General features: G+C 68.5%; 23 protein-coding genes, 1 tRNA gene and 1 pseudogene. 8 read left to right on the plus strand and 17 right to left on the minus strand.

All coding sequences use genetic code 11. The features are described 5' to 3' along the window. Nucleotides 1-527, minus strand: a 527-nt coding sequence (locus AX708_RS01860) for an MlaA family lipoprotein (protein ID WP_197426330.1), incomplete at its 3' end; no start/stop codon positions are given. A gap of 123 nt (nucleotides 528-650) precedes the next feature. On the opposite strand from AX708_RS01860, the gene AX708_RS01865 reads away from it, so the two are divergent. Together AX708_RS01865 and AX708_RS01870 are read left to right on the plus strand one after the other, a co-directional pair. Next, a complete protein-coding gene (locus AX708_RS01865; RefSeq protein ID WP_066528759.1) occupies nucleotides 651-1,448 on the plus strand; it encodes a crotonase/enoyl-CoA hydratase family protein in 798 nt (265 codons plus the stop codon). Between the two features lie 95 nt (nucleotides 1,449-1,543). Further along, nucleotides 1,544-1,930 carry a hypothetical protein gene (locus AX708_RS01870; RefSeq protein WP_156443364.1) on the plus strand — a complete coding sequence of 129 codons (387 nt, stop codon included), beginning with the start codon at nucleotides 1,544-1,546 and terminating at the stop codon, nucleotides 1,928-1,930. Between the two features lie 7 nt (nucleotides 1,931-1,937). On the opposite strand, the gene AX708_RS01875 is transcribed toward AX708_RS01870, so the two are convergent. Both AX708_RS01875 and AX708_RS01880 read right to left on the minus strand, forming a co-directional pair. Next, nucleotides 1,938-2,615 (minus strand): NnrU family protein, encoded by a 678-nt coding sequence (locus AX708_RS01875; protein WP_066528766.1) that lies wholly within the window; start codon nucleotides 2,613-2,615, stop codon nucleotides 1,938-1,940. Nucleotides 2,616-2,663: 48 nt separating this feature from the next. After that, nucleotides 2,664-3,107, minus strand: a complete 444-nt coding sequence (locus AX708_RS01880) for a PaaI family thioesterase (RefSeq protein WP_066528836.1) — start codon at nucleotides 3,105-3,107, stop codon at nucleotides 2,664-2,666. A gap of 77 nt (nucleotides 3,108-3,184) precedes the next feature. Here AX708_RS01880 and AX708_RS01885 point away from each other — a divergent pair, with 77 nt between their 5' ends. Further along, entirely contained in the window at nucleotides 3,185-3,529 is a 345-nt protein-coding gene (locus AX708_RS01885; protein ID WP_066528839.1) for a helix-turn-helix domain-containing protein, read from the plus strand. Here AX708_RS01885 and AX708_RS01890 read toward each other — a convergent pair. The 4 genes from AX708_RS01890 to AX708_RS01905 form a co-directional block, all read right to left on the minus strand. Next, nucleotides 3,526-4,011, minus strand: coding sequence for an FKBP-type peptidyl-prolyl cis-trans isomerase (locus AX708_RS01890; RefSeq protein ID WP_066528767.1), 486 nt, complete (start codon nucleotides 4,009-4,011; stop codon nucleotides 3,526-3,528). The two genes, AX708_RS01885 and AX708_RS01890, sit on opposite strands and share 4 nt — an antisense overlap. Further along, nucleotides 4,011-5,321, minus strand: coding sequence for an amidohydrolase family protein (locus tag AX708_RS01895; RefSeq protein ID WP_066528774.1), 1,311 nt, complete (start codon nucleotides 5,319-5,321; stop codon nucleotides 4,011-4,013). The genes AX708_RS01890 and AX708_RS01895 overlap by 1 nt, the downstream gene beginning before the upstream one ends. Continuing rightward, complete coding sequence (locus AX708_RS01900) at nucleotides 5,318-6,754, minus strand: amidohydrolase (protein ID WP_066528776.1); 1,437 nt, start codon at nucleotides 6,752-6,754, stop codon at nucleotides 5,318-5,320. Before AX708_RS01900 ends, AX708_RS01895 begins: the two co-directional genes overlap by 4 nt. Nucleotides 6,755-6,844: 90 nt before the next feature. Then, nucleotides 6,845-8,566: a peptide MFS transporter gene (locus AX708_RS01905; protein ID WP_066528777.1), complete on the minus strand. Its 1,722-nt coding sequence runs from the start codon at nucleotides 8,564-8,566 to the stop codon at nucleotides 6,845-6,847. A 309-nt stretch (nucleotides 8,567-8,875) separates the two neighbouring features. Between AX708_RS01905 and AX708_RS01910 the strand changes: the two genes are divergently transcribed. Together AX708_RS01910 and AX708_RS01915 are read left to right on the plus strand one after the other, a co-directional pair. Then, entirely contained in the window at nucleotides 8,876-9,214 is a 339-nt protein-coding gene (locus AX708_RS01910) for a GntR family transcriptional regulator (RefSeq protein WP_066528779.1), read from the plus strand. Nucleotides 9,215-9,421: 207 nt separating this feature from the next. Then, a complete protein-coding gene (locus AX708_RS01915; protein ID WP_066528781.1) occupies nucleotides 9,422-9,700 on the plus strand; it encodes an integration host factor subunit beta in 279 nt (92 codons plus the stop codon). A gap of 364 nt (nucleotides 9,701-10,064) precedes the next feature. Here the strand turns inward: AX708_RS01915 and AX708_RS01920 are convergent, their stop codons facing one another. Further along, complete coding sequence (locus AX708_RS01920; protein ID WP_197426027.1) at nucleotides 10,065-11,735, minus strand: cation:proton antiporter; 1,671 nt, start codon at nucleotides 11,733-11,735, stop codon at nucleotides 10,065-10,067. Nucleotides 11,736-11,865: 130 nt separating this feature from the next. Between AX708_RS01920 and AX708_RS01925 the strand changes: the two genes are divergently transcribed. Continuing rightward, nucleotides 11,866-11,947 (plus strand) — tRNA-Leu (locus AX708_RS01925). Nucleotides 11,948-12,093: 146 nt separating this feature from the next. Continuing rightward, nucleotides 12,094-12,762: a PilZ domain-containing protein gene (locus AX708_RS01930; RefSeq protein WP_066528784.1), complete on the plus strand. Its 669-nt coding sequence runs from the start codon at nucleotides 12,094-12,096 to the stop codon at nucleotides 12,760-12,762. Here AX708_RS01930 and msrB read toward each other — a convergent pair. The 4 genes from msrB to AX708_RS01950 form a co-directional block, all read right to left on the minus strand. Continuing rightward, entirely contained in the window at nucleotides 12,759-13,259 is a 501-nt protein-coding gene (gene msrB / locus AX708_RS01935) for a peptide-methionine (R)-S-oxide reductase MsrB (protein ID WP_066528785.1), read from the minus strand. The two genes, AX708_RS01930 and msrB, sit on opposite strands and share 4 nt — an antisense overlap. Nucleotides 13,260-13,333: 74 nt before the next feature. After that, nucleotides 13,334-14,686 carry a cytochrome P450 gene (locus tag AX708_RS01940; protein WP_066528787.1) on the minus strand — a complete coding sequence of 451 codons (1,353 nt, stop codon included), beginning with the start codon at nucleotides 14,684-14,686 and terminating at the stop codon, nucleotides 13,334-13,336. 309 nt (nucleotides 14,687-14,995) lie between these two features. Continuing rightward, entirely contained in the window at nucleotides 14,996-16,264 is a 1,269-nt protein-coding gene (locus AX708_RS01945) for an ABC transporter permease (protein ID WP_066528789.1), read from the minus strand. Continuing rightward, nucleotides 16,261-17,271 carry an ABC transporter ATP-binding protein gene (locus tag AX708_RS01950; protein ID WP_066528791.1) on the minus strand — a complete coding sequence of 337 codons (1,011 nt, stop codon included), beginning with the start codon at nucleotides 17,269-17,271 and terminating at the stop codon, nucleotides 16,261-16,263. Before AX708_RS01950 ends, AX708_RS01945 begins: the two co-directional genes overlap by 4 nt. 46 nt (nucleotides 17,272-17,317) lie before the next feature. On the opposite strand from AX708_RS01950, the gene queG reads away from it, so the two are divergent. Next, nucleotides 17,318-18,364: a tRNA epoxyqueuosine(34) reductase QueG gene (gene queG / locus AX708_RS01955; protein WP_066528794.1), complete on the plus strand. Its 1,047-nt coding sequence runs from the start codon at nucleotides 17,318-17,320 to the stop codon at nucleotides 18,362-18,364. On the opposite strand, the gene AX708_RS01960 is transcribed toward queG, so the two are convergent. The 5 genes and pseudogenes from AX708_RS01960 to AX708_RS20705 form a co-directional block, all read right to left on the minus strand. Continuing rightward, nucleotides 18,357-19,595, minus strand: coding sequence for an NAD(P)/FAD-dependent oxidoreductase (locus tag AX708_RS01960; protein WP_066528797.1), 1,239 nt, complete (start codon nucleotides 19,593-19,595; stop codon nucleotides 18,357-18,359). The two genes, queG and AX708_RS01960, sit on opposite strands and share 8 nt — an antisense overlap. An 87-nt stretch (nucleotides 19,596-19,682) precedes the next feature. Next, nucleotides 19,683-24,401, minus strand: a complete 4,719-nt coding sequence (locus AX708_RS01965; protein WP_066528845.1) for an NAD-glutamate dehydrogenase domain-containing protein — start codon at nucleotides 24,399-24,401, stop codon at nucleotides 19,683-19,685. A gap of 133 nt (nucleotides 24,402-24,534) precedes the next feature. Next, a complete protein-coding gene (locus AX708_RS01970) occupies nucleotides 24,535-25,530 on the minus strand; it encodes an LLM class flavin-dependent oxidoreductase (protein WP_066528800.1) in 996 nt (331 codons plus the stop codon). Next, nucleotides 25,527-26,405: a tetratricopeptide repeat protein gene (locus AX708_RS01975; protein WP_066528806.1), complete on the minus strand. Its 879-nt coding sequence runs from the start codon at nucleotides 26,403-26,405 to the stop codon at nucleotides 25,527-25,529. Before AX708_RS01975 ends, AX708_RS01970 begins: the two co-directional genes overlap by 4 nt. Before the next feature lie 7 nt (nucleotides 26,406-26,412). Further along, nucleotides 26,413-26,675 (minus strand): annotated as a pseudogene (locus AX708_RS20705) (alpha/beta hydrolase); the annotation flags it as partial.

Genomic DNA, 26,675 nt, shown 5'->3' on the forward strand with positions numbered 1-26,675 from the left:
ACGTCGAACAGCCCGCCCGCCCCCACCGTGGTGTTGAGCGCCATCCGTCCGAGCGCGCCCAAGGCCTTGCCGACCTTGCCTTGCAGCAGGAAGTTCAGCGCATTGCTCGGCTCGCCGAGGTTGCGCACGACATTGCCGAGCCCGTCGCGCACCGGTTCAGGCAGGCCATCGCGATAGGCGTCGGCGACGGGCTCGACCACCGCTTCGTCGACCGCCTGGGTGACGCGGTAGCTGCCTTCGTTGACCGCTTCCATCGGATCGCTCTTGGGCGGGCCGACCTCGCCCTCGACCACGATTTCGCCGACCGGCGGCTCGCCGTCCTGGGGCGGGGGCGGTTCAGCGGAAGCATCCTGCGCGGCAGCAAGCGACCAGCCCAGCGGCAGCACGGCAGGCGTCTCGGGTTCCGCGGCAAGAGCCCACACCCCCGGATCGATCGCGACCCGCGGCTCGGCCATGCCCGGCAGGGGAGCGCCGAGCGCTGCGCTCAGCAACGCGGGCGGGATGGGGAGCAGTGCAAGTCCGGGCATTGCCTTCCTTTCGGTTGCGCCCTTGCCCCCCACCCGGGCGCGCGTCTTCCACGTTCCTTGCCCTTTACGCGGCTGATCTTTACGCAAGCCTGACTGGCTCACGAAGCTGCACGAAAGGCCCCCATGTCCCTGATCCAGATCACCCGCGAAGGCCCCGTCACGATCCTTACGCTGGACCGCGCAGAAAGCATGAACCCCCTTGGCGCACCGGGCGATGGCGACGCGTTCGTCAGTGCCCTCAATGCGATCAACCGCGACATGGAATGCCGGGTGGTGATCCTCACCGGCGCAGGGCGCGCCTTCAGCGCGGGCGGCGACGTCAAGGCGATGCAGAACAAGACCGGCACCTTCGGCGGCACCACTCCGGCGATTTCGGACGGTTATCGCGACAATATCCACCTGATGCTGCGCGCGCTCTATGGCCTTCGCGTCCCGCTGATCGCGGCGGTCAACGGCCCGGCGATCGGCTTGGGGTGCGATGTCGCCTGCCTGGCCGACATCCGCATTGCCTCCGAGACCGCCAAGTTCGGGGTGACCTTCCTCAAGCTCGGCATCATCCCGGGCGACGGGGGCACCTGGATCCTGCCGCGCGTGATCGGGATGAGCCGCGCGGCCGAGCTGTTCTACACCGGCGACGTGATCGACGCCGCCACGGCGAAGGACTGGGGCCTCGTCAGCCGCGTGGTCGCTCCGGACGCGCTGATGGACGAGGCGCGCGCGCTCGCAGGCCGGATCGCGCTCCTCCCCCCGCACGCGCTGCGCCACACCAAGAACCTGCTGCGGCAGGGCCAGCAGACCAGTTACGACACCGCGCTGGAGCTTGCCGCCAACACGCAGGCGATGATGCACACCACCGCCGACCATGCCGAAGGCGTCGCGGCGCTGATCGAGAAGCGGGGCGCGGTGTTCAAAGGTGAGTGACGTCACGTCGCGGCTGGCTAAACCCCTCATCGCTTAAGGGAATTTCCATTTTTCCCGGCTAATCCCTCAGGCGTCAACGCAACAGGGGTTGGAAAATGCCGTCACACCGTCGCACCGCCTTGCCGGCTGTTCTTGCGCTCAGCCTGCTCTCCGCCTGCGGCCCCACGGGCGGCGCGGCGTTCAAGGATCTGCCGCCAGAGAAAAGCCTCGATTGCGCCGCGAGCATCTATGCGGTCGTCAACGAGATGGACCCGGAGAGCACCAATCCCGACGTCGCATACGTCAGGTCCAACGGTCTGGCTGCCATCACGCATTACGGCACGATCTATGCCGAGGCTGAAGGGATTGCCGGTCAGGACGTTGTTGGGGTGGTGAGGCTCAAGGCCCACCGGATGACGGGGAAGATCCCGGGCGGGTCGCGCGTGTCGGCACCGACGATCATCGAGCGCGCCAAGGCGTGCCTCACCCCCGAAGCGGGCTAAGGACGGATCAGCCGACCCACTTCCACACGCCGGCCGGGATGCCCGCGTGCCACAGGTGGATCCAGCTTGCCGCGAGCCACAGCACCGTCCCCGCCACCAACGGCACCGCGCCGACGCTGAACACCTGCCCGAGGCGCGGCCAGTAGGACGTCCGGCTCGACCATTCGGCCCAGGCCGCGCCCATCAGCGCCGCCTTCTTGCCGTCCTGCAGCTTCGAGCCAACCAGCGCCAGCACGCCCATCGCGAAGGCGGTGATCATGGTGCGGATGCTCCAGAACAGCACCATGTGCGACAGCGCCCACAGGCCGATCCCCCACATCATCGGGTGGCGGGTGACGCGGAACACGCCCTTGGGTTCGGCGCGGGCCTGCGCTTCCGCCATCGGAGTGGGCAGCGCGGGGTTGCCGATCAGCGAGCCCGCCAGCAGCACCATCGCGAACCAGGTGATGACAGTCGCCGCGATCCATCCTGCCTCGCCCGAGCCCGGCAGGTCGACGGCATCGGAGTTGGTGAAGGCATGGGCGACCCAGCCAAGCGTCGCGAAGCTCACCACGGTGTAGGCGAGCGTGAAGCCTCCCGCACCCAGCGCCTTCACCAAGGGCGCCCGCAAGGGGTGCGACATGGCGAAGTGCGAACCGACGAAAGCGGCATTGGCCGCGGCGAGCGTGATCAGATCCCCATCCATGTCCGCACAGCTAACATGGGTTAGGCGTGCCGCCTAGGTGCAGGCGATCTAGACGGTGATCCCGGTCGGCACGATGGTTGCCTGTGCGGCGGCGACGTGGATCGGGGGATGGCCCTCGCTCTCGGCCCAGACGTCGGCGCGCACCACCACCTGGCGCTTGCCGGCCTTGACCACCTGACCCTTGGCGCGCAGCCGCTCGCCCTCGGCGGGGCGCAGGAAGCTGATGGTGTAGCCCCCCGTCACCACATCGCCTGCCACCGATGCCCCCGCCCAGGCGCAGGCATTGTCCGCCATCAGCCCGACGATCGCGCCGTGGGCATAGCCGTGGTGCTGGGTCATTTCGGGTCGCAGGTTCACGACCAGCTCGCTCTCCCCCTCCCACACCTTGATCGGTTCGACATCGAGCCAGGTCGAGAAGCCCGACCGGCCGACCGCAACCTTCTTCATGTATGCGACGGCAGCTTCGGGGGTGGGAAAGAGGGCGGGGGGCATGACGAGCGGCTCCATTAGTCTGTTTTGCAGATGTTATGGCGCTTGCCTTGGCCTTTGCCAAGTCTGATAATCAGACGATGAAGACCTACACGCCCTCACGCGCGCCCTGCCCCATTGCTCGTGCCGCGCGCGTGCTCGGCGATCGCTGGGTGCTGCTGATCCTGCGCGATGCGTTTCTGGGGGTCGAGCGGTTCGAGGATTTCGTCGAGGGGCTCGCCATCAACCGCGCCGCGCTGACCTCGCGGCTGGTGATCCTGCAGGATGCCGGGCTGATGGTACGCGATCCGCCGGAGGGCAAGCGCGCGCGCTATTGCCTGACCGAGAGCGCCCACGCGCTGGTCCCGGTCTATGCCGAAGTCGCGCGCTGGAGCGCGGCGCATCTCTATGGCGAAGGCGAAACGGTTCGCGCCTGGCCGCGCTAGCCGCCGATCGCGATCAGTTCGACCTTGAACACCAGCGTCGCATTGCCCGGGATCGGTCCGCGCCCGACCGGCCCGTAGGCGAGGTCGGCGGGGATCGCGATCTCGATCACCTCGCCCACGCCCATTTGCGGGATCGCGATCTGCCAGCCGGGCACCAGCCGCGCGAGCGGGAATTTGGCCGGCTGCCCGCGGGCATAAGAACTGTCGAACACCGTCCCGTCGAGCAGCTTGCCCTCGTAATGGACGGTGACGATATCGCTGACCTTGGGCTTTGTCTCCGAGGCCAGATATCTGAGCCAGCGCCAGCGCAGGCCCCCTTCTGCGGTGTACCAGCCGTCCTCTGCCTTGAGGCCGAGCAGGTAGAGCTGCTGCTGCGCGTGCCACGCCGGGTTCTGAGCGTTGGGATCGGGGGCGCGCTCCTGCGCGGCCACGGGAGCAGCAGCGGCGAGGAGCGCGGCTGCCGTGACAAGGGCTTTCCGCATCACCAGTCGTAAGCCTCGGGCCGCTGGCTCTCGTCGAGGTCCCGGTAGCGATCGCGCAGGCGCGACTGGTGGCTGGTGAGGTCCTGCCTGATCCCGCCGATGAACACCTGCGCGGGCACCGCGCCCGCCTCGAGCGGGTCCTCGGTCCAGATCACCACATCTCCGAGCGCGCCGGGCTTGAGCACGCCCGCCTTGCCGCCCATGCCGCTTATCTCGGCCGGGACCGAGCTGATCGCGGCGAAGGCCTGCCCCCAGCTCATCCCCGCCGCGCCCGGCAACCGATTGAGCGCAACGAGATTGCCCGCCACCTGCTGCAACCGGCGTGGGTTCTGCATGCTCGCGGCGTTGATCGCGACCTTGACCCCGGCGCGCATCATGCGCCCCGCATTCGACTGGGTCGCGCCCAGCTCCTCGAAGGTTTCGGGCAGGTCGTTGAGGCCATTGGCGATCACCGGCACCTTGGCGGCGGCGATCTCGGCGGCGACGAGCCAGCCTTCGCTCGCCCCGACGAGCACCAGATCGAGCGCGGCGAATTCCCCCTTCAGCGCCAGCGCGGCGCGGATGTCGGAGGCGCGTTCGACCTTGACGTAGAGCTTCTGCTTGCCCGTCACCACCGGCACCAGCGCCTCGGCATCGAAGCGGCTCAGCAGGACCTCGTCGTCCTTGGCGATCTCGGTCGTCTGCGGCAGGCCGGGCTTGCCGGTGAGCGCCTGCGCCTCGCGCAGGGCCGCACGCAGCAAGGCGTGCGCCGCCGGACGGCTGCCGCCCGCAAGCCGCGCGCCGTTCTCGCTGATGTCGACCATCTGGAACGCCCGCGCCTGCACGATCGGGGTCGCATCGCCGTCAAGGTCGATGATCGCTCCCTGGCCGGCGAAAATAGATCCGGTCGGGGCAAGCGCGCTCGCGGCGCGGGTGACCCCGGCGGCGCGGTGGACGAGGATGTGCTGCGAGACCGGGTTGATGCCCGTCGCCGCATCGAGCGCCGCGCTGAAAGGCGTCGCCGCGGCGCGCGAATCCTCGGTCTCGCTCACCGCTCCGACGTCGGCGAGGCCCAAGGTGGTGACGGTGGCGAAGATGCCGGGGGTGACATAGGCGCCCTTGGCGTCGACCGGGCTGCCGCCCGCAGGCGCGCCCGCGGCGGGGCCGGCATAGACCACCTTCCCCGCCTGCACGACCACGGTGCCGCCCTCGATCGGCTCGCTGCCGTCACCGATGACGACGCGGGCGTTGGTGATGGTGACGTCCTGCGCCATGGCAGGCGCGGCGGAGAGGGCCAGAGTGCTGGCCGCGAGGGTGAGGAGCCGCTTCACTTCACATCTCCTTCACCGGGTTGGCCGAGCTCGAAATCGCTCACCGGACGCGTCTTGGGGTTCAGCGCATCGAACATCAGCGCGCCGTCGATCCACACCTTCTCGGGCCGCGAATAGACCGAGAGCGGATCGCCGTTCCACAGCACCACATCGGCCATCTTGCCGGTCTCGAGACTGCCGGTCTTGTCGCCGATGCCCATCGCCTTGGCGGCGTTGTAGGTGATCCAGCCGATCACGGTCGCATCGGGGATGTCGATCCCGACCCGCGCCCCTGCGGCCTGCGCCTTGGCGGCCTCCTGATTGAGGCGCTGGATATCGTTCGCGTCGTCCGAGTGGATCACCACGCAGGCGCCCTCGCGCTGGAGGAAGGCAGCGTTTTCAAGGATGCCGTCGTAGCTTTCCATCTTGAAGCCGTACCAGTCGGCCCAGACGGCGCTGCACACGTCGTTTTCGCGCAGCAGATCGCCGATCTTGTAGCTTTCGACCGCGTGGTGGAAGGTGGTGACCTTGTAGCCCATCTCCTTGGCCATATCGAGCACCAGCGCCATCTCGTCGGCGCGGTAGCAGTGGTTCTGGATCAGAATCTCGCCCTTGAGCACGCCGACCAGCGTCTCCTTGGCAAGGTCGCGCTTGGCCTTCGGGTCGTTGGCATAGTCGATCGCGCCGAGCCACGTTTCGCGGTTCACGGCAAAATTGCCCATCCGGGTCGAGGGCATACGCCCGCGATCGCCATAGACGCGCTTGGGGTTCTCCCCGCAGGCCATCTTCATGGAGTAGGGCGCGCCGGGGAACTTCATCCCCTGCACCGTGCGCGCGGGGACGTTCTTCAAGGTCACCGAGCGCCCGCCCATCAGGTTGGCCGAGCCGGGGAGGATTTGCAGCGCCGTGATCCCGCCATTGGCGAGCGCGCGGCTGAAGCCGGGGTCCTGCGGCCAGACCGAGTGTTCGGCCCAGACCTCGGGCGTGGTCGGGCTGGTCGCCTCGTTGCCGTCCGAATGGGCGTCGACGCCGGGCGAGGGGTAGTCGCCGAGGTGCGAGTGGATGTCGATGATGCCGGGCGTAACGAACTTGCCCTTGGCGTCATAGACCGCAATGTCGGCCGGGATCGGGGTGTCGGGGCCGCCGACCGCGACGATCTTGCCGCCGGACATGAACACGACACCGTTCTCGATTTTCCTGCCGCGCCCGTCATAGACGGTGGCGCCGCGGATCGCGGTGGCGACGCCGGGATAGGGCTTGTAGGTCGAGGGGAAGACCGGATCGCCGGCCTTGACCGCGGCGAAGGCGGGGGCCGCGGCGGCCTCCTCGTCCTTGTCCTTCTTCTTGTCGCGCTCCTTGGCGTCGGCGACGGTTGCCCCCGCGATCAGCGTCAGCGCGCTTGCGAGAGTGACCAGCGCACCCGCCCGGGCGCGCCACGAACCACGTGATAACATTACATAACCCTTCCCGTTACCCGGTCACATGTGTGACGGGAAACGGGGGGTTTGTCCATGTCGTTTGACGAGTGCGCCGTCAGGCAGCGCTTACTCGGCAGGGTGTGCCTTGGGCGGGGCGTCGCCGAAAATGTCCTCGATCTCGGCTTTGGCGTTGTCGTCCTTGAGAGTGTCGAGGTGCATCAGCTTCTTGATCAGCGGGCTGATGACCAGCACGCCGACGCCGACCGCGACCGCGATCCAGCCGATCTGGCTGTAGACGTCGAGCACCACCTGCTGCCCCGCGCCCTCGCCCGAGGCTTTCTCGGACCCCGTGGCCGCCGCGATCAGGCCGGCGGCGAAGTTGCCGGTGGCCGAAGCGAAGAACCAGGTGCCCATGATCAGCGAGGCCATGTGCGCCGGGGCCAGCCGGTTCATCGCCGAAAGGCCGACGGGGCTCAGGCACAGCTCGCCGGTGGTGTGGAGGAGGTAGATGAGGAAGATGAACAGCACCGGGGTCGCCACGCCATTGGCCGCGCCCGCGACCAGCACGAGGAAGCCTGCGCCCAGCTGGATCAGCGCCAGACCGAACTTGGCCGGGGCGGAAGGTTCGAGCCCCTTCTTGCCGAGCCACGTCCACAGCGATGCGAAGACCGGCGCAAGTGCAACGATGTAGAAGGCGTTGATCGACTGGAAGGTCGAAGCGGGCACGCCTGCGCGGTCGACATAACGGTCGGTGTAGAGGTTGAGCGACGAGCCTGCCTGTTCGAACAGCGCCCAGAACAGGATCGAGCCGAGAATCAGGAACATGGCGGCGAAAATCCGGTCGCGGTCCTCATTCTTGCGCGTGAATGCCTCGTAGACCATTGCCAGCAGCATGCCGAGGCCACCTGCAGCGGCGACGGGCACCATGGCGGAATTGCCGATTCCAACCATCAGCATGCCAAAGATTGCCACGGCCGAGGACAGCAGGAAGAATCCCAGCGAAGGCTTGGGTGCACGATCAAGCGAGCCATAAGGGATTTGGAAGGCTGCGATGTAGAGCACGTAGCTGACCAGAGCGATACCGAACGTGCCGAGGAGCGTGCCGACCACGCCTTGGTTCTGCACCATCCACCACGCCATGCCGACAGCAACCAGACCCACAACATAGAGAGTCCACTCGGTGCCCTTGGCAAGCGGTGCAGGCGGCTCGCCGCGGCCGAGAAGCAGCGGCTTGAACACGGTGAAGACGATCAGGCCGAGCAGCATCCCGAAGCCCGCCGCGCCGAAGCCGTAGGCCCAGCCATAGGTCTCGCCCAGGTAGCCGCACAGCAGCGATCCCAGGAAGGCGCCGAGATTGATGCCCATGTAGAAGATCGTGTAGGCCCCGTCGCGCCGCACATCGGTGCGCGGGTAGAGCTGGCCGACGATCACCGAGATGTTCGCCTTGAGGAAGCCTGAGCCGACGATGATGAAGGCGAGCGCCAGCCAGAAGATGTTGAGGCTCGCCGCGTCCTGTCCGCCATTGCCTTCGAAGCCCATCAGGAAGTGGCCGAAGGTCAGCAGCACCGCGCCATAGGTTACGGCCTTCCTCTGGCCGAGATACTTGTCGGCGAGATAGCCGCCCAGCACCGGGGTGATGTAAACGAGGGCGGTATAGGCACCGTAGATCACGCCCGCCTGCGCGTCGTCGAACAGCCAGTGCTTGGTGAGGTAGAAGATCAGCAGCGCCCGCATGCCGTAGTAGGAGAAGCGCTCCCACATCTCGGCGAAGAACAGGACGAACAGACCCTTGGGGTGGCCGAGGAAAGTCCCGGCGCTGTCCCCGTGCGGAAGCTCTTGAGTGGCCATGAAGCAGAAAATCCCTGAAGTGCGCCCCTCTCCGGGCGCGGTCCCATGGGCGCGCACCCTAGCGCGTGTTTCACTTGTGTGAAGGGTGCAATTGACCGCGGCTGAATGCGCCGCGCTGCCGCGCAGGTGACCTCGGCCCGCCAAAGGACGGGCCGCAAGGCCGACCGGCCGCCCGCAGGTGCCCGGAACGGAGCGCGGCGAAGTGGAGGAACAGCACCGAGGACGTGCCGGCGGAGGCGGGCACGCAAATAAATTGACCGCATGGCTGTATTATGGCACTGATGCACCTCGTAAGGGACTCCAGCCGCCATGAACCCCAACCGCCCCGTTTATCTCAAGCTGCGCGACCAGATCGCCGCGGCGATCATCGACGGGGTCTATCCCGAGGGCGCGATGCTTCCCTCGGTGCGTGCGCTCGCGGCCGAGCAGGGGGCGAACCCGCTGACCGTCGCCAAGGCCTATCAGCAGTTCCAGAACGACGGGCTCGTCGAGGTCCAGCGCGGCGTGGGCATGTATGTCGTGCGCGGCGCGGCGGAACGTTTGCGCAGCGCCGAGCGCGAGGCCTTCCTGCGCGAAGAATGGCCCGAGATCCGCAGCCGGATGGCGCGGCTGGGGCTCGATCCGGCCGATCTTGTGATCGTCTCCTGACAAGTTCCTAACTTACAGCCCTGTAGGTTGCGCTTCGCCCCGCAATGTGACACTTTGTATGCAATTTCAGACGGCGGGATTGCATAAGTCGCACGGCTGGGATTAAAGGGGCCGCCTCATGGGTCGGAGGCGAGTAATATAAACGACGGGGTAACCCGCATAGCGGTGTCAGCATGGTCGGGCCGTGCTGGCTGCCGGGAGATCGGTATGATCAGATCCGAATTGTTGCAGGAATTGCACAAGGACAACCCAGACCTGCGCGCCGACGAGATCGAGCAGGTTGTGGACATCTTCTTCGACGAGATCGCACAGCGCTTGGCCGAGGGGGGCCGGGTGGAACTGCGCGGCTTCGGCGCCTTCTCGACCCGCGATCGCGAGGCGAGAAGCGGGCGCAACCCGCGCACCGGCGAAACGGTGGACGTGCCTTCCAAGCGCGTGCCCTATTTCAAGGCCGGCAAGGAAATCCGCGAGCGTCTTAATAAATAAGGGGGCGCCTCCGCGCCCCCTTCCTCGGCGCTGTTCCCTCCGCTTCGCTCCGGGGCGCCTGCGGCCGGCCGGTCGGCCTTGCGGCCCGTCCGTGGGCGGGCCGGATCAGCACGACTCTCACGGTATGGCTCTGATTTCGGTCGCGCAGCGACCGCGAGCGCACGCGCGCGAGCCGCAGGTGCCCGGAACGTAGCGCAGCGAAGTTCAGGAGCAGCACCGAGGACGTGCACGCGGAGGCGGGCACGCAAAACAAAAACGGCCCTGACAGGGCCGCAAGCGCGACCGCGCGCCCGCAGGTGCCCCGCAGCGAAGCGGAGGGAACAGCACCGAGGACGGGGGCGCGGATGCGCCCCCGAAAAACAAACTACGCCGCGCGGGGCATGGGGTCGTCGTGCGCGAGGCTCGGCACGGGCAACGCGCGCTCCATCTCGAGCGCGGCGAACACCAGTTCGGTGAGCCGCTCGGCCCCGCCGCTCATGCTCATGTCGACCGGCAGCATGCCGAGCGCGGCCATATCGTCGATTTCGTCCGATCCCGGCACGGCGATGATCCGGGTCATGCCGGGCGCGCGGGTCTCGACCAGCGGGGTTAGCTCGCGCGAGACGTCAGTCACCCCGGTCGCGATCACCAGCACCTGCCGCCGGTCCATCCCGATTGCGTCCCAGCTGCGCGGGTCGGCGGGGTTGGCGCGGTGGACGTGGTAGCCGTCGGCGAGCGCCATCTGGAAGCGGTCGTGATCGGGCTCCAGTGCGAGGTAATCGATCTCGTTGAATTCCAGCGCATCGGCGACCGCGCGGCCCGCCGGGGTCATGCCGATGATGACCACGGCTGCATCGTCGCCCGCCATCTTGGTGTCGGGCGGGCCCTGCCGCAGCCGCCCGGCGAGCTTGCGCCCGAGGTTGGAGACGAAGGGCGTCGCCGCCAGGCTGATCGCGATCGCGGTGACCATCGCCGAGACAAGGCGCGGCTCGGCCAGCCCCGCGACCGCGGGCAGCGCCAGCAGCACCAGCGTGAACTCGCTCCCCTGCCCCAGCAGGAAGCCCAGCTGGATCGAACCCGGCACCGACCAGCGGTTGAGCACCGCCGCGGCCACGTTGAAGGCGCATTTGAGCGCGATCACCCCGACCGTCATCGCCACCACCAGCTGCCAGTCGCGAACCAGCTGCGCAGGGTCGATGCTGAGGCCGACCGAGATGAAGAAGAAGCTCATGAACAGCCCGCGGAAGGCGTCGATCTCGGTCTGCACGAGGATGCGGTAGCGCGAATCGGCGACCGCCATGCCGCCGAGGAAGGCGCCCAGCGTCAGCGAGAGCCCGGCCATTCCTGTCGCCCAACCGGCGGCGAGCGCGATGAACAGGGCGGTCGCGGTGTAAACCTCGGTGGTGCCCGCGCGGGCGATGAGGCCGAAGATCGGCTCGGTCAGGAACCGCGCGAAGAGCACCGCGACGGCGAAGGCGGCAAGCGCCTTGGCCCCGGCGATCCCGAGCGCGGGCGCGAGCGCCCCGCCGCTAGCCAAAGCCCCGGCGGTCACCAGCAACAGGATCGCGGCGATGTCCTGAAAGATCAGGATTGATTGCGCCGCGCGGCCCACCGGGCAATCCTCCTGCCCGCGCTCGCGGATCAGGCCGATGACGACCGCGGTGGAGGACAGGCCCATGCCGAAACCCGCGATCACCGCGAAGCCCGCGGGCAGGCCCAGCCCCCAGAACAGCGCGGCAAAGCCCCCGCCCGCGACGATCATCTGCAAGCTGCCGAAGCCGAAGATATTGCCCGCCTCGGCGCGGATACGGCCCAGCGAGAAGTGCAGGCCGAGGTTGAACAGCAGGAACATCACCCCGGCCTCGGCCAGCGCGGCTACCACCGGTCCGCTGAAATCGCCCGCCATCCCGAGGCTCGAGAGGCCGAGGCCCATGCCGAGATAGCCGACGATCGGGTTCAGCCGCAGAGCCCGGCTGCCGAGCGCGGCGGCGATGCCGAGCCCCAGCAGCGTGATCGCCGGCTGGATCGTAGCGACCACCGAATGCGCGTCTGTCATCTCGCCCGCCATCAAGCGCCTCGCCCGAAACATGTCATAAAGCGATGAGATGGAGCCTCGGGGTGCGACTGGCAAGCTTTCGGGCAGGCTCTGGCTTTTGCATGAGCGTTTGTGGCAAGGGCTGCGCCATGCGGGCGTGGCGGAATGGTAGACGCCGGGGACTTAAAATCCCCTGAGCTTTGCTCGTGCGGGTTCGAGTCCCGCCGCCCGTACACATGGTGCCGTCACCGCCGGAAGCCGCCATTATCTCCCCTTTAACGCCTTGCTGCGTAATTCCGGAGAGAAGCGTGGGGTCAGACCGCCCCGCGCATGTCTCGCCAGTGCCAGGACCAGGGGCTGTCGGGTTGGGACAACGGGCATGGAACCAGCGAGCAATCACGCACGCCTTGAGCCTTTACCGGAGCAGCCGGGCGACGAGCAGCGCACCGCGCCGCGCTTCACGCTGCTGATCCGCGCGGCCAAGCTGGTCTCGGCTCAGGGCGAATTCGTCTGCGTGATCCGCGACGTGTCCGAGAGCGGGGTGAGCGTGCGCCTGTTCCACGGCCTGCCTTCGTGCAAGGACTTCGCGCTGCACATGCCTGCGGGCGCCGTCTATGAAATCTCCCGGGTCTGGCACCGCGGCAACGAGGCGGGCTTCACCTTCGCCGAAGGGGTCGAGGTCGAAAAGCTCGTCAACGAATCGAGCGAGTACCCCAAGCGCGGCCTCCGCCTGGCGCTGTGCTTTCCGGTGACGGTGAACATGCTGGCCGGCAGCTTCGAGGCGCTGGTCGAGAATTTCTCGCAGCAGGGCGCGCGGCTGACCTGCGAGGCGCTGCTGGCGATCGACCAGAGCGTGCGGATCCAGATCCCCGCCCCCGGCGGCGGCAAGCCGCGCGAGGTGCGAGCCAAGGTGCGCTGGCGGCGCGACCAGCATTACGGCGTGGTGTTCGACGACACCTTCACGCTCGGCGATTTCGCGCGGCTGGCGGCGCTGCTCCAGGCCCCAGCGCTGCTCGATGACAGCGCCGCGCCCTCGCCCGCCGCTTAAGCCGGGACGAACTTCAGCGCCACGCCGTTGATGCAGTGGCGCTTGCCGGTGGGCTTGGGCCCGTCACCGAAGATATGCCCCAGATGCCCGCCGCAATCGGCGCAGTGCACCTCGGTGCGCGGGTAGCCGATCAGGTAGTCGGTGCTGGTGCCGACAGCGCCCTTGTCGATCGCCTGCCAGAAGCTCGGCCAGCCGGTGCCGCTGTCGAACTTGGTGGTCGAGGAATAGAGGTGGTTGCTGCACGCGGCACACACGAAGGTGCCCTTGCGGTGCTCCTTGTTGAGCGGCGAGGTGAAGGCGCGCTCGGTTCCGGCCTCGCGCAGCACGTAATACTGGTCGCGGGTGAGCAGCTTCTTCCACTCGGCATCGGGCCGGCCCTTGGGATAGGACTTGGCTTGGGCCGGGGACGCCCCGCAGGCGCTGACGAAAGGCAGCAGGCCGGCAATCGCGGCGCTGGCGGCCATCAGGCGGCGGCGGTTCAGAAGGGGCAGGCGCATGGGGTTCTCCGTGGGTGCGGGCACGATGCCCGCTCCCCTTTTACGTCGAGAAGCGCCCCCAGGTTTCACCCCCTTCAGAAAGTCGTGACCTCGACCTCGAGCTTGCGGAAGCCGTGGACGAAATTCGCCCGCACCCGCTCGACATCGCCCGCGACATGCACGCGCATCCGGCGCTTGTGCATTTCTTCCAGCAGCACCCGCAGCTGCAGTTCCGCCAGCCGCGCGCCGACGCAGCGGTGGATGCCGTAGCCGAAGGCCAAGTGCCGCCGCGCGTTCTCGCGGGTGATGTCGAGCCGGTCGGCGTCCTCGAACACTTCTTCATCACGGTTGGCGCTGATGTACCACAGCACCACCTTGTCGCCCGCCTTGATGGTCTGGCCGAAGACTTCGGTATCTTCGGTGCAGGTGCGGCGCATATGGGCGAGCGGCACCTGCATGCGCAGGATTTCCTGCACCGCGTTGGGGATCAGATCGGGGTTTTCCTCGTAGAGCTTCCTCTGGTCAGGGAACTTGTCGAGCGCGTGGATGATCCCGCTCATGGTGTTGCGGGTGGTGTCGTTGCCGCCGACGATCAGCAGCACCAGATTGCCCATGAATTCCTCCGGGCTCATCTGGTTCATCGCGGGCGAGTGGATCATCATCGAGATGAGATCATTGCCCGGCTCCTTGTCCATGGTGCGCTCGATCCACAGCGTCTGGAAATAGGCCGCCATTTCCTGGAGGATGCCCCAGCGCAGCTCGTCGAGCTCGCGGATCGCACCGAGTTCGGTATCACCCGACCAGTCGGACCAGAAGGTCAGCAGCCGGCGGTCTTCCCAGGGGAAGCCGAACAGGATCGCGAGCATGCCGGTGGTGAGCTCGATCGAGACCGTGTCCACCCAGTCGAACACCTCGCCGCGCGGCAGGCGGTCGAGCAGCTCGCCGGTGCGTGCACGGATTTCCGCCTCCATGTCGGTGACGGCCGACGGCGTGAACTTGGGCGCGACGGTGCGGCGCTGGCCGGTGTGCTGCGGACGGTCCATGGCGATGAACATCGGCAGCTGGCGCGGCTCGCGGCCCCATTCGGCCAGCTCCTCGGACGTGGGCGGCTGGAGAATCGTGATCCCGCCATGCTCGTAGCTCGACGAGAAGGTTTCGGGCAGGGCCTCGATGTGCTGGATCGCCTTGTGGCCGACCACCGCCCAATAGGGGCCGAACGGGCTTTCGGGGATGTAGTGGAGCTGCCCCGCCTTGCGCATCTCGGCAAAGATCGGCTGCCACTTGTCCTCGAAATAGATGTCCGAGCGGCTGACGTCCCACGGGTGGGTGTGCTGGAGGCGTTCCTCGGGATGCTTGGCGAAGTGGGCCTGAAGGGCATCGTAGGAGGAAGGCTCGCGCCGCACCTGCGGGCGCTGGATTCCGGGCGGGGTGGGGGCAATCGTGGCCATGTCTGTCTCCCGTCGGGCGGCGCTTGTGGAGTGGGGCCGCTTCTTGAACGAGTCGCAGTCTGACGCAACTTACAGCAATGTCAATATGGGTTGCAATTCGGGACGGATTGGACGCTTTCCTACAAGCCGCCCGCCTGACATGATCGGCGGCATGAGAGACTTTCCCCCCTCGCCTGCCTTTTGCGCCGCGCGGCGCGGGAAGCCGCGCGCGGGGGGAGGATTTCCGCTTCTGGACAGTGTCTCTCGTGTCTCATGGTTCAGCCGCGCGCGGCGCTGGCTGAACGGCGAGGCGGCGACTCGGGGACAGGCTCAGGCGGCGGCGCGCAGGCCCTTTGCGTCCTTGGCACGGCGCTTGTCGCGTCCCGCCCCGCCCGACTTCATCACCCGCTTGCGGAACAGCAGCGATCCGGCCTTGACGATCCCCAGCACCGCCACCGCCTGCCAGGCGAGCGCGAGGGCGTGGGTCCACAGCATCGGCTCCATCGCCGCGCGCGCCAGCATCGCGAAGGGCGAAGACAGCGGGAAGGCGATCGCCGCCATCTCGAGCCCGGAGCCGGGCTGCTTGATGGTATAGGCGGCGAGGAAGAACACCATCAGCTGGAGCATGGTAACCGGCATCGACAGCGTCTGCACCTCGCGCACCGAGGTCGCCATCGAGCCGATCGTCAGGAACAGCGCGCCCAGCAGGAGATAGGCCATCGCGAAGTACAGCACGCCGAGCACCACGAACAGCGGCCAGCCCACCGCGGGCGCGGGGAGGTTGGTGATGTCGAAGCCGGTGACCCGGGTGATGACGTCGCCCGCGCCGCCGAACAGCGCGAAGCCAGCCAGGCCCCACACCGTGATCCCGACGAAGGAGACCGCCAGCATCGCGAAGAGCTTGCCCATGAACACCGCGTCCATCGGGATCGCGGCCGCGAGGATCTCGATGATCTTGTTGGCCTTTTCCTCGACGAGGTTGGACAGCACCATCCCGGCGAGCAGCATGGTGAGCAGGAACAGCAGCATCTGCGCGATCTGCGCGGTCTGGACGCGGGTTGTGCGCTCGTCGGCGGCGCTGATCGTTACGGGCAAGGCGCTGACCGGCGGGAAGGCGGCGGGCTCGGCGGCAAGCGCGTGACCGGCGATGAGGCTGACAGGGCCCTGCCAGCGCGCGATCTGGCCCTCGGTGCCGACCAGCCTGGGCGACTGCGGCGTGCCGGTAAGGATCGCGGCGTAGTTGCCCCGGCGCGCTTCCATGAAGGCGCGCGCATCGAAGGCGGGGTCCTTGGCGGCTTCGGGGACGGGCTGGAGCCTCGGCAGGGCGAAGGGCAGCTGCGGGGCGAGCCGCTCGCCCGCGGCGACCATCCTTGCGGTGTCCTCGGGCGACATGGCGACGCCGACCTCGTAGGAGACCGCGTCACGCTGGACCTCGCCGCCAATGCTCCCGGCCAACCCGCCGACGATCACCGGAAAGAGCGGCCCGAGCAGGAAGAACAGGAAGGCGCGGGAGAACAGCACCGCAACGAAATCGCGCCGGGCGATGACCCATGCGGCCTCGATGGCGGAGAGGCGGGGGCGGAGCGGCAGGTCGGTCAAGCTTCGGCTCCCTCGCTGTCGGCTTGCAGGGCGCGCGCAGCGGCCTCGCCGGCGATCGCGACGAAGGCATCGTGCAGCCCGGCGCGCTCGATCGAGAGCGAGAGGATTCCCGCCTCGCCTTCGATCAGCTGTTTCAGCAGCAGCTCGATCCCGCTTTCGGGGAGCGGGAAGTGGAAGAAATCGCCATTGCGGCGGGTCTCGGCCGGGAGGGCGGAAAGCCACGCGCCTTCGCGGGCACGGGTCTCGAGCCGGACCTGCGCCGGGATGCGGTCACGCGCCGCCTCGACCGAGCCGGCATAGGGCACCTTGCCCCCGGCGATGATCGCGACGCCCTCGCACAGGCGCTCGGCATGGTGGATGACGTGGGTGGAGAAGATCACGGTGACGCCGTCGTCCGCCAGCGCGCGGATCATCGTCTCAAGCTTGCCCTGGTTGATCGCGTCGAGCCCCGAGAAGGGCTCGTCGAGCACCACCAGCCGCGGCTCGTGGACCAGCGTGCCGAGCAGCTGGACGGTCTGCGCCATGCCCTTGGAGAGCTGGCGGATCTGACGGTCGGCGGCGTGGGTGAGGCCGTGGCGTTCGAGCAGGTCGACAGCGCGCTTGCGGCCCTCCTTCAGGGGCAGGCCCCGCAGCGCGCCCATGAAGGCGATCGCCTCGATGCACTTCATCGAGGGGTAGAGCCCACGCTCTTCGGGGAGGTAGCCGATCAGCCGGCCGATATCGTGCGGCCGGTCATGCCCGAACACGCGGCGCACGCCCTCGTCCGGATCGATGATGCCAAGCAGCATGCGGAGCGTCGTGGTCTTGCCCGCGCCGTTGGGGCCGAGGATGCCGTAGATCGCGCCTTCGGGCACCGAGATGTCGATCCCGTCGACCGCGCGCGTGCCGTCAAAGCTCTTGACCAGCCCGCGGGCCTCGATGGCGAGCGGCCGCCCGTCGGCGGGAAGTGCCGTCGAGCCATTGCCGTGATTGCCCGCTGCTGTGTGATCGCTTACCGCCATGTCCATGGGATACGCGGTTAGCGGACAGGATTAAACGGAGCCCTTGCCGATTATGGTTAACAGCGCCGCAACCCTGTCGGAGGCAATCGCTGAGCGGGCGCGTGGCCACGGCTTCGCGGTGTGCGGGTTCGCCAGCGCCCGCGAGGACCCGCTGCGCGCGGAACGGCTCGAAGAGTGGCTCGGCGAAGGGCACCACGGGTCGATGGAATGGATGGCCGCGCGGCTTGAGCACCGCCGCTCGCCGCAGGGGCTGTGGCCCGAAGCGCGCAGCGTGATCGCGCTCGGCATGAGCTACGCCCCCGGACATGATCCGTTGGCGCTGGAGGGCTCGGACAGCCACGCGCGCATCTCGGTCTATGCCCAAGGCAAGGACTATCACGATGTGGTGAAGAAGCGCCTCAAGGCGCTCGCCCGCTGGCTGGTGGAGACGGTGCCCGGGGCGCAGGTGAAGGTCTTCGTCGACACCGCCCCGGTGATGGAGAAGCCCTTGGGCGAGGCGGCGGGGATCGGATGGCAGGGCAAGCACACCAACCTCGTCAGCCCCACCCACGGGAGCTGGCTGTTCCTCGGCGCGATCTACACCACGCTGGACCTGGCACCTGCAGAGCCGCACCGCGACCAGTGCGGCAGCTGCCGCGCCTGCCTCGACGCCTGCCCGACCGACGCCTTTCCCGCGCCCTACAAGCTCGACGCGCGGCGCTGCATTTCCTACCTCACCATCGAGCACAAGGGGCCGATCCCGGAAGAATTGCGCGAGGCGCTGGGTAACCGCATCTACGGCTGCGACGATTGCCTTGCGGTGTGCCCATGGAACAAGTTCGCCTCCGCGGCGCAGGCTATCGCCGAGTTCCTCCCCCGCGCCGAACTGGTCGCCCCGCGCCTCGGCGAGCTGCTGGCACTGGACGATGCGGGGTTCCGGGCGCTGTTCAGCGGCTCGCCGATCAAGCGCATCGGGCGCGACCGGTTCGTGAGAAACTGCCTCTATGCGGCGGGCAACAGCGGGAACGCGGCGCTGGCGGGGCAGGTCGACGCGCTTACTTGCGACCCCGACCCGGTGGTGGCCGAGGCGGCGGAATGGGCGCTCGCCCGCCTCAGATGAAGTCCTTCAGCGCCACCTCGGGGTCCGCCAGCAGCGCGGGGCCGATCCTGCCGCAGCCGCTCTCGAGCAGCTTCCTTGCCTGCACATAGTCCTTCATCGTCCCCACGCAGTCGAAGGCGATCGGCACGCCCGCCTTCAGATAGACCACGGTGAACTTGCGGCTCTCGGGATCGCCGCGCAGCACCGTCTGGTCGTAGCCGAGGCTAAGCCCCGCAGTCTGGAGCTTGAGGTCATACTGGTTCGACCAGAACCACGGCAGCGCGTGATAGGGCTCCTTCTCGCCCATGATCGCGCGGGCGACGGTGTTCGCCATGTCATGCGCGTTCTGCACCGATTCGAGCCGGATCACCGCATTTCCGGCAAAGGGGTTGGCGTGCGCGGCGCAGTCGCCGATGGCGTAGACATCGTCCAATGTCGTGCGGCAGCAGAAGTCGACATCGACGCCATTGCTGCCCGCCGCCCCCGCCGCGATCAGCGGGGCCACGGCAGGCACGATCCCGATGCCGACCACCACCATGTCGCAAGGCACCTCCTCGCCGGTGTCGAGCCGCACGCCAGTGACGCGGTCCTCGCCCAGCACCGAATGGACCCCGGTCGAGAGGCGGATGTCGACGCCCTGGCGGCGGTGCTCCTCGGCGTAGAAGGTCGAAAGCTCCTCGCCCGCCACCCGCGCCAGCAGGCGGGGGAGCATCTCGACCAGCGTGACCTCGCAGCCGAGCTTGCGCAGCACGGCGGCGGCTTCCAGCCCGATATAGCCCCCACCGATCACCACCGCGCGCTTCGCGCCTTCACTCAGCGCCTGCATCATCGCATCGGCATCGCGCTTGTCGCGCACGTAGAACACCTGAGGCAGCACTGCGCCCGGCACCGGCAGGCGGCGCGGATCGCCGCCGCCCGACCAGATCAGCTTGCGATAGGTGACCTGCCCGCCATCGGACAGCGTCAGGCTGTGCCGCACCGGATCGATCGCCATCACCGCCGCGCCGAGCCTGAGGCCGATATCCTTCTCAGCCCAGAATTTCTCGGGCCGGATCATGATCCGCTCGAAGCCCTTGTCGCCCGCGAGATATTCCTTCGAGAGCGGCGGGCGCTCGTAGGGCGGAGCATCGTCGCGGCCGATCATCAGGATCGAACCCTCGTGCCCGTGCTGGCGCAAGGCGATCGCCGCCTGCGCGCCGCCGTGTCCGGTGCCGACGATCACGACGTCTGCGTGGCTTTGGTTCGATGTCATTGTCTGCCTATGCCCCTCCGGCGATCTGCGGCCCTTGATGTGGCGCAATTTGCCGGAGGGTCAAGTTAGCGGTTTGGCGGTGGGGCCTCACCGCTCGAGCAGGTTCCGCGCCTGCGCCGCGATCTGCGCCAGCATCGCCGCGCCCACCGGCGGGCGGGCCTGCGCGCGGGCGACGAGCTTGCGGAACTGGGCAACGCCCTGGGCATTGCGCTCGGTCCACTCGGCCACCGCCGCGCGCGGGTCGGCCGCGCTGCCCTTGCCCTTGATCAGGCGGCGCAGGAACTCGATCCGCATCTGCTGGAAATCGCGCGCGAGGCCCGAGATCAGCAGCCGCTCCCACACGTCCGACGGGCTCATATGCGCCGCCGTGCCCTGCGCCCAGTCGAGGCCCAATGCGGTGCCGATGTCGGTGAAGGCGTGGGTCAGCAGCAGCGGCTCGATCCCGCCGCTGCGCGATCCTTGCGCGAGGCCCACCGCCCCGTCGAAATCGAACATCCCCGCGACCCGCCCCGCCAGTCCCTCGGGCGCGCCGATGCCGACGAAGCCGTCGCGCAGCGCCTTCGAGCGCGCGCGCGGTTCCTCGGTCAGCAGCTCCTCGCGGCCCGCCACCAGCGCGGTCACGCCCTCGGCGAGGGCATCGATCATCGCACCGGCGGCGACCTTGCCCGATGCGGTGCGCAGCACGTCGCTCATGAGGTTGCCGACCGCCGCGGCAAGTCGGTCGAACAGCGCAAGGCGCGCGGTCTCGGGCATTTCGGCGCTTTCGAGATCGCGCCACAATGCTTCGAGGCCGAACAGGCGCTCGGTCACCACGAAGGCCGCCGCGACCTCGGCAAGGCCGACGCCTTCTTCTTCTGCGAGTTCAAACGGATGAACCATGCCCAGCCGGTTGACGATGCGGTTGGAGAGGCTCGTCGCGATCATCTCGCGCCGCAGGCGGTGGCCCTTGATCTCGGCCGCGAAGGTCTTGCGCATTGCCGCCGGGAAGCGCGCGAGCAGCAGGGGTTCGAGCACCGGATCATCGGGCAGATCGCTCGCCTCGATCGCGGCTTGCAAGGCGAGCTTGCCCGAGGACAGCAGCACCGCGAGCTCGGGGCGGGTGAGGCCGTAGCCATCGGCGGCGCGGCGGGTCAGCGCCTCGCCGTCGGCGAGCCCCTCGGTGCGGCGGTCGAAATCGCCGATGTCCTCAAGCCGCTCGATCAGGCGCACATAGGCGGGGATCGCCCCGGCCCCGCCGCTCTCGGCAATCGAGAGCGCGAGCGCCTGCAAGCGGTTGTCCTCGAGCACCAGCGCGGCGACATCGTCGGTCATCGCGGCGAGCAGCGTGTTGCGCTTCTTTTCGGTGAGCTTGCCGCTCTTGGTCGCCGCGGCCAGCGCGATCTTGATGTTGACCTCGTTGTCCGAGCAGTCGACCCCGGCGGAATTGTCGATGAAGTCGGTGTTGATGCGGCCGCCCGCAAGCGAGAAGGCGATGCGCCCCGCCTGCGTGACGCCGAGGTTCGCGCCCTCGCCGATCACGCGGGCGCGGATCTCGGTGGCGTCCACGCGCAAGCCGTCATTGGCCGGATCGCCGACCTGAATGTGGCTTTCCTGCGGGGCCTTAACATAGGTCCCGATCCCGCCGAACCACAGGAGGTCGACCGGCGCCTTGAGGATCGCCGAGATCAGCGCCTCGGGCTCGATCTCCTTGGCATCGATCCCCAGCACCTCGCGCGCCTGCTTCGCAAGCTTGATCGTCTTGGCCGAGCGCGGGAAGACACCGCCGCCCTTGGAAATCAGCTTCTTGTCGTAATCGTCCCAGCTCGAACGCGGCAGCGCGAACATGCGGGCGCGCTCCTTCCAGCTGACAAGCGGATCGGGCGCAGGGTCGATGAAGATGTGGCGGTGATCGAAGGCGGCGACCAGCTTCAGCGCCTTGGAGAGCAGCATCCCGTTGCCGAACACGTCGCCCGACATGTCGCCGCAGCCCGCGACGCGCACGCTCTGGGTCTGCACGTCGATCCCCATCTCGCGGAAGTGGCGCTGGACGCTCACCCACGCGCCGCGCGCGGTGATGCCCATCGCCTTGTGGTCGTAGCCATTCGAGCCGCCGCTGGCGAAGGCATCGTCGAGCCAGAAGTCGCGGCTCTGCGCGATCCCGTTGGCGATGTCGGAGAAGGTCGCGGTGCCCTTGTCGGCGGCGACCACGAAATAGGGATCCTCGCCGTCGTGGACCTCGACGCATTGCGGATGCACCACGCGCCCGCCGGTGATGTTGTCGGTGACCGAAAGCAGCGTGCGGATGAAGATTTCATAGGCCGCGCGGCCCTCTGCCGCCCAGCCCTCGCGGTCGATCGCGGGGCTGGGGAGCTGCTTGGGATAGAACCCGCCCTTGGCGCCCGTGGGCACGATCACCGCGTTCTTGACCCGCTGGGCTTTCATCAGGCCGAGGATCTCGGTGCGGAAGTCGTCGCGCCGGTCGGACCACCTCAGCCCTCCGCGCGCAACCGCGCCCGCGCGCAGGTGGATGCCCTCGACCCGGGGGCTGTAGACGAAGATCTCGCGCCACGGCAGCGGCTTGGGCAGGCCCGGGACCTTGGCGGATTCGAGCTTGAACGCCAGCGCCTCTGCGGCAGCGGGGGCGAAGGCGTTGGTGCGCAGCACCGCGTCGATCACCGCGCGGTAGAGCCGCAGCAGCCGGTCGTCGTTAATTGCTGTGACCTTGGCGAGGCCGCGGGTGAAGGACGCCTGCGCGGCGGCCATCGCCTCCTCGCGGTTGCCATCGAAGGCCGGGTTGTGGCGCGCCTCGAACAGGTCGATCATGGCGCGGGTCACCTGCGGCGCGGCCACTAGCGCGTCGACCACGGTGTAGATGGTGTAGGCGAGCCCCGTCTGACGCAGGTAGCGATAGACCGCGCGCAGCCAGTTCGCCTCGCGCGGGGAGAGGCCGGCGGCCGGCACCAGGCGGTTGAAGGGATCGTCCTCCGCCGCGCCGTTGAGCACGTCGGCGAGCGCCGCCTCGATCGGCGCGGCCCACTCGAGCAGCGCGCCCGCCTCGCGCCCGGCGGGCAGGGTCAGCAGGAATTCGTGGATCGAGCCGAGGCTGGCATCGGTCAGATAGGTCGGCACCTCGGCCAGCACGCGGAAGCCGAAATTCTCGAAGGCCGGGACCACGTCCGACAGCGCCAGCGCGCCGCGGGTGTGGTAGACCTTCAGGCGCAGCGTATCCGCGCCGTCACTCGCGAGGCGGTAAAGCCGCACCGCACGCTCGCTCGGGCGGGCGATGGGTGCGTCACCCTCGGCGACCATCAGCCCGCGCAGCTTGGCGATATCGCGTGCGGCTTCCTCGGGGCCGTAGGCGAGACGGTAGCCGGTCGGGAAGGCCGGGGCATAGCGCGCGGCGAGCGCGGCGGCGCGGCCGTCGTCCTCGTGCGCGGCAAGGTGGCTGGCGACCGCCTCGTTCCAGCCGCGCAGCAGATCGGCGAGCTGGGCCTCGATCGCGGCATCGTCGGGCAGGCGCGTCGAAGCGCGCACGTCGATCAGGAAGCGGAGCAGCGCGAGGGTCGAGCTTTCGACCTCGAGGCTCCAATCGAGAAGCTTTGCGCCGGGGCTCGCCAGCAGCATCCTCTGGATCTGCAAGCGCACATCGGTGCTCAGGTGGTCGCGCGGCAGCCAGACGAAGGCGAAGACGTGGCGCTCAAGCGTCGCGCTCACCATGATGACGCGCGGGCGCGGGCGATCGATCAGCGCCATCTTGGCGGTGACGAGATCGGCGACGCGCTCGGGATCGAAGGCGGTGAGGAGGTCGTTGGGGAGCGAGGTGAAGGCGTGCACCAGCGCCTTGCCGTTGTGCCCGGAAGGGTCGAAGCCGAGGCGCGCGGTGATGTCGTTCACCATCGCGCGCAGCACCGGCACCTCGCCCGGCCGCTCGTTCATCGCCGCGCTGGTCCACAGGCCTGCGTGGATCGAGAGCGCGGCGATTTTGCCCTTCTCGCGCACCGGAACGATGAACAGATCGAGCGGGCTGGCGCGGTGGACGCGCGACTGCACGTTGCTCTTGATCGCCAGCATGGCCTTGGGCGTGCCGGCCTTGTCCTGCGCGTCGAACCACTCGAAGGCGCGGGCGTAGGAGATATCGGCAAGCAGATCGGGCGAGGAGGCGCGGCAGATGCCGAGGCGCGCTTCGCTGGTGCCGTCACGGCGGCGGGTCAGGTGGCCGAGCTGGGTCAGCATCCCGCCCTTCAGCCAATCGAGCAGCGCGCCCGCCTCGGTATCCAGCGTGGCGACCGCGGCGGCATCGGCGGCCATCGCCTCCTGCATTCGCGGCCAGTCGGCAACTGCGGCATGGACATCGCCGAGCGTGGTCTCGAGCGCTTCGAGCAGTTCGCGCCGCTGGCGGGCGTCGACGCGCGGGGTCTCGATATAGATCAGCGATTCGCGTTTTCCGGGTACTTTGGTGCCCGACTTGCCGAGGCCGGTGATCGCGCCCTCTTCGTCGCGCTCGACGGGGACCACCGGGTGCAGCAGCCGGTCGATCCCCAGCCCCTGCGCCGAAATCGCCGCGGCGAGCGAATCGACGAGGAAAGGCTGGTCGTCGTTGACGATCGCGATCCGCAGGTGGCGGCGCGCGCCGCTGGTGGATTCGAGCTGGATGATCGGCGCGCCGCGCTGGCGGGTGGCGGCGGCGGCGAGCAGCCAGGCGGCGGCTTCATCGAGAACGCCCTTGTCGGCGCCCGCATCGCCCGGGAGCAGCGAGGCCTCCAGCTGGAGGCGCAGGGCCTTGATCAACGCCTTGGGCGGCGCGGCGGCGACGGTCTTCGACCCCATGTACGGCTCCTGTCCATCCTGCACCCGGCTGCGGCTGGCGCGCAACATTATTATGCCGGATTGTAGTTATCGTGTCTTGCGCGATACAAGCTTTAACGCCTCGGGTGCAAGCACCGGAATTGCCCTTTTCGGATCAGACCGCAGCCAGCGCGCGGCAGGCATCGAGCGTCAGCTCAAGGCTGCGGACGCGGGCCCGGGCGTCATAGGTCGCGCCGCACAGCAGGATCTCGTCGGCGCCGGTGCGGGCGATGAAGGCCTCGATCGCGGCGCGAACCTGCATGCGCGTGCCGACCGCCGCAGCCTGGCCGAGATGGGCGAGCATCGCCTGCGCACTCGCGGGGAGCGTGTCGGTATAGAATTCCACCGGCGGCGGTAGCTTGCCGGGATTGCCGCTGCGCAGCCGCACGAAGCTCTGCTGCTGGCTGGAGGCGAGAAGGCACGCCTCGGCCTCGGTCTCGGCGGCAAAGACATTCATCGCCACCATCACATGTGGCCTCTCCAGTGCCGCGGAAGGCTGGAAGTCGCGGCGATAGACCGCGAGCGCCGCATCGAGGTGATCGGGCGCGAAATGGGCGGCGAAAGCGTAGGGCAGGCCGAGCTTGGCGGCGAGTTGCGCGCCGAACAGGCTCGATCCGAGCATCCACAGCTCGACCTTCGCGCCGAGGCCGGGGGTGGCGGCGATCGGCAGGTCGTAGTCCCCCGTCAGCAGCGCGCGCAGCTCGACCACGTCCTGCGGGAAGTATTCGGCGGCCTGATGGAGGTTCTTGCGCAGCGCGCGCTGCAATTCCGGTCCCGCCCCGGGCGCGCGGCCGAGCCCGAGGTCGATCCGCCCGGGGAACAGCGCGTCCAATGTGCCGAACTGCTCGGCGATCTGGAAGGGGGTGTGGTTGGGCAGCATGATGCCGCCCGACCCGATGCGGATGCGGCTGGTGGCGTTGCCGATATGCGCGAGCACGACCGAGGTCGCCCCGCCCGCGATCCCGTCCATTGCATGGTGCTCGGCGACCCAGAAGCGCTCGCACCCCAGCGCTTCCGCGGCGCGGGCGAGGTCGGTGGTGGCGGCGAAGGCCTCGGCAAGGGTGCCGCCCTCGCGCACCGGCACCAGATCGAGCACGGAGAAACGGGTCATGACGCGGGGGTCTCCTGTGGCGCGGCGGCAGTTTCGCCCGCCGCGCCGATCTGCGCAAGATAGTCCTTGGCGGTGGCGGCGGCGGGACTGTCGGGGGCGAGCGCGATCACCGATTGCCAGCTCTTGCGCGCCGCATCGTCGCGGCCCGCGAGCACCGCGATCACCCCTGCTTCGAGCGCGGTTTCGGGGTTGGTGGGGGCGAGCGTGGCGGCGCGTTCGATCGCGGCCTGCGCTTCTGCGAGTTTTTCGAGACGCCGCAGCAGGGTCGCCTTGAGCAGCCAGCCCTCGGCCCTGTCGGGGGCGAGCGTGGTCGAATTCTCGAGCGCGGCGAGTGCCTCGTCCGTGCGGCCCAGAGCGACCAGAGCGCGGGCGCGGTCGCTCGCGGCGATGGCTTCGAGGAGCGGGGCCTTGGCGGTCTGCGCGTCGCGCTCGGCGGTCGCCAGCAGGCCGAGCGCGCCCTCGGCATCCCCGCCGCCCAATGCCGCCGCCCCGGCGAGCGCGGCGAAGCGGGCGCGGGCGCGGGGCTCGGCCTCGGGTGTCTCGTCACGCGCGGCGGTGAAGGCGGTGCGTGCATCATCCCACAGCCCGAGTACGCTCGCCGCCGTGCCGAGGCAGTGGTTGGCGAGCACGCGGTCGGCCCCGGTGGTCTCGGCGCGGCGGATCTGCGCCATGGCATGGGCGCGCGCCGGGTCTTCCTCGAGCACGCCAAGGCACCCGGCGAGCCATGCGCTGACCGGATCGGGCTTGTCCTGCGCCTCGGCCTCGGGTTGCACCTGCTCGCGCGGGGGGCGATCGCGCACCAGCTCGTCACCCTGAATCGCGCCCCCGGTGGGATTGGGGCCGACTTGCAGGGCGAGCGCGAGGAGGATCGACACGGGCGTTCTATCCGTAGAATTCGGCCACGATGGCCTTGAGGAGGGCAATGTCGCTGTCCCGCGACAGGCGGTGGTCGCCGTCCTCTACCAGCGTCACCTGAACGTCGCCCGACCCGAACGCGGCCTTGAGACGAAGCGAGATGTCGAAGGGGACATCCGGGTCCGCCTTGCCGTGGAGGAGGCGCACCGGGCAGGCGAGGTCGATATGCCCGTCCAACCGCAGGTGGCATTCGGCATCGGCGAAGAACTTTGCGTGGGTGGGGGTGGGTT

Origin of the sequence: Erythrobacter sp. CCH5-A1, from assembly GCF_001557115.1 — a bacterium.
GTDB lineage: Bacteria > Pseudomonadota > Alphaproteobacteria > Sphingomonadales > Sphingomonadaceae > Erythrobacter.

Coding starts and splice junctions, on each gene's coding strand:
- AX708_RS01865 (WP_066528759.1), top strand. CDS start 651: ATGTCCCTGATCCAGATCACCCGCGAAGGCCCCGTCACGATCCTTACG.
- AX708_RS01870 (WP_156443364.1), top strand. CDS start 1,544: ATGCCGTCACACCGTCGCACCGCCTTGCCGGCTGTTCTTGCGCTCAGC.
- AX708_RS01875 (WP_066528766.1), bottom strand. CDS start 2,615: ATGGATGGGGATCTGATCACGCTCGCCGCGGCCAATGCCGCTTTCGTC.
- AX708_RS01880 (WP_066528836.1), bottom strand. CDS start 3,107: ATGCCCCCCGCCCTCTTTCCCACCCCCGAAGCTGCCGTCGCATACATG.
- AX708_RS01885 (WP_066528839.1), top strand. CDS start 3,185: ATGAAGACCTACACGCCCTCACGCGCGCCCTGCCCCATTGCTCGTGCC.
- AX708_RS01890 (WP_066528767.1), bottom strand. CDS start 4,011: ATGCGGAAAGCCCTTGTCACGGCAGCCGCGCTCCTCGCCGCTGCTGCT.
- AX708_RS01900 (WP_066528776.1), bottom strand. CDS start 6,754: ATGTTATCACGTGGTTCGTGGCGCGCCCGGGCGGGTGCGCTGGTCACT.
- AX708_RS01905 (WP_066528777.1), bottom strand. CDS start 8,566: ATGGCCACTCAAGAGCTTCCGCACGGGGACAGCGCCGGGACTTTCCTC.
- AX708_RS01910 (WP_066528779.1), top strand. CDS start 8,876: ATGAACCCCAACCGCCCCGTTTATCTCAAGCTGCGCGACCAGATCGCC.
- AX708_RS01915 (WP_066528781.1), top strand. CDS start 9,422: ATGATCAGATCCGAATTGTTGCAGGAATTGCACAAGGACAACCCAGAC.
- AX708_RS01920 (WP_197426027.1), bottom strand. CDS start 11,735: ATGACAGACGCGCATTCGGTGGTCGCTACGATCCAGCCGGCGATCACG.
- AX708_RS01930 (WP_066528784.1), top strand. CDS start 12,094: ATGGAACCAGCGAGCAATCACGCACGCCTTGAGCCTTTACCGGAGCAG.
- msrB (WP_066528785.1), bottom strand. CDS start 13,259: ATGCGCCTGCCCCTTCTGAACCGCCGCCGCCTGATGGCCGCCAGCGCC.
- AX708_RS01940 (WP_066528787.1), bottom strand. CDS start 14,686: ATGGCCACGATTGCCCCCACCCCGCCCGGAATCCAGCGCCCGCAGGTG.
- AX708_RS01950 (WP_066528791.1), bottom strand. CDS start 17,271: ATGGACATGGCGGTAAGCGATCACACAGCAGCGGGCAATCACGGCAAT.
- queG (WP_066528794.1), top strand. CDS start 17,318: ATGGTTAACAGCGCCGCAACCCTGTCGGAGGCAATCGCTGAGCGGGCG.
- AX708_RS01960 (WP_066528797.1), bottom strand. CDS start 19,595: ATGACATCGAACCAAAGCCACGCAGACGTCGTGATCGTCGGCACCGGA.
- AX708_RS01965 (WP_066528845.1), bottom strand. CDS start 24,401: ATGGGGTCGAAGACCGTCGCCGCCGCGCCGCCCAAGGCGTTGATCAAG.
- AX708_RS01970 (WP_066528800.1), bottom strand. CDS start 25,530: ATGACCCGTTTCTCCGTGCTCGATCTGGTGCCGGTGCGCGAGGGCGGC.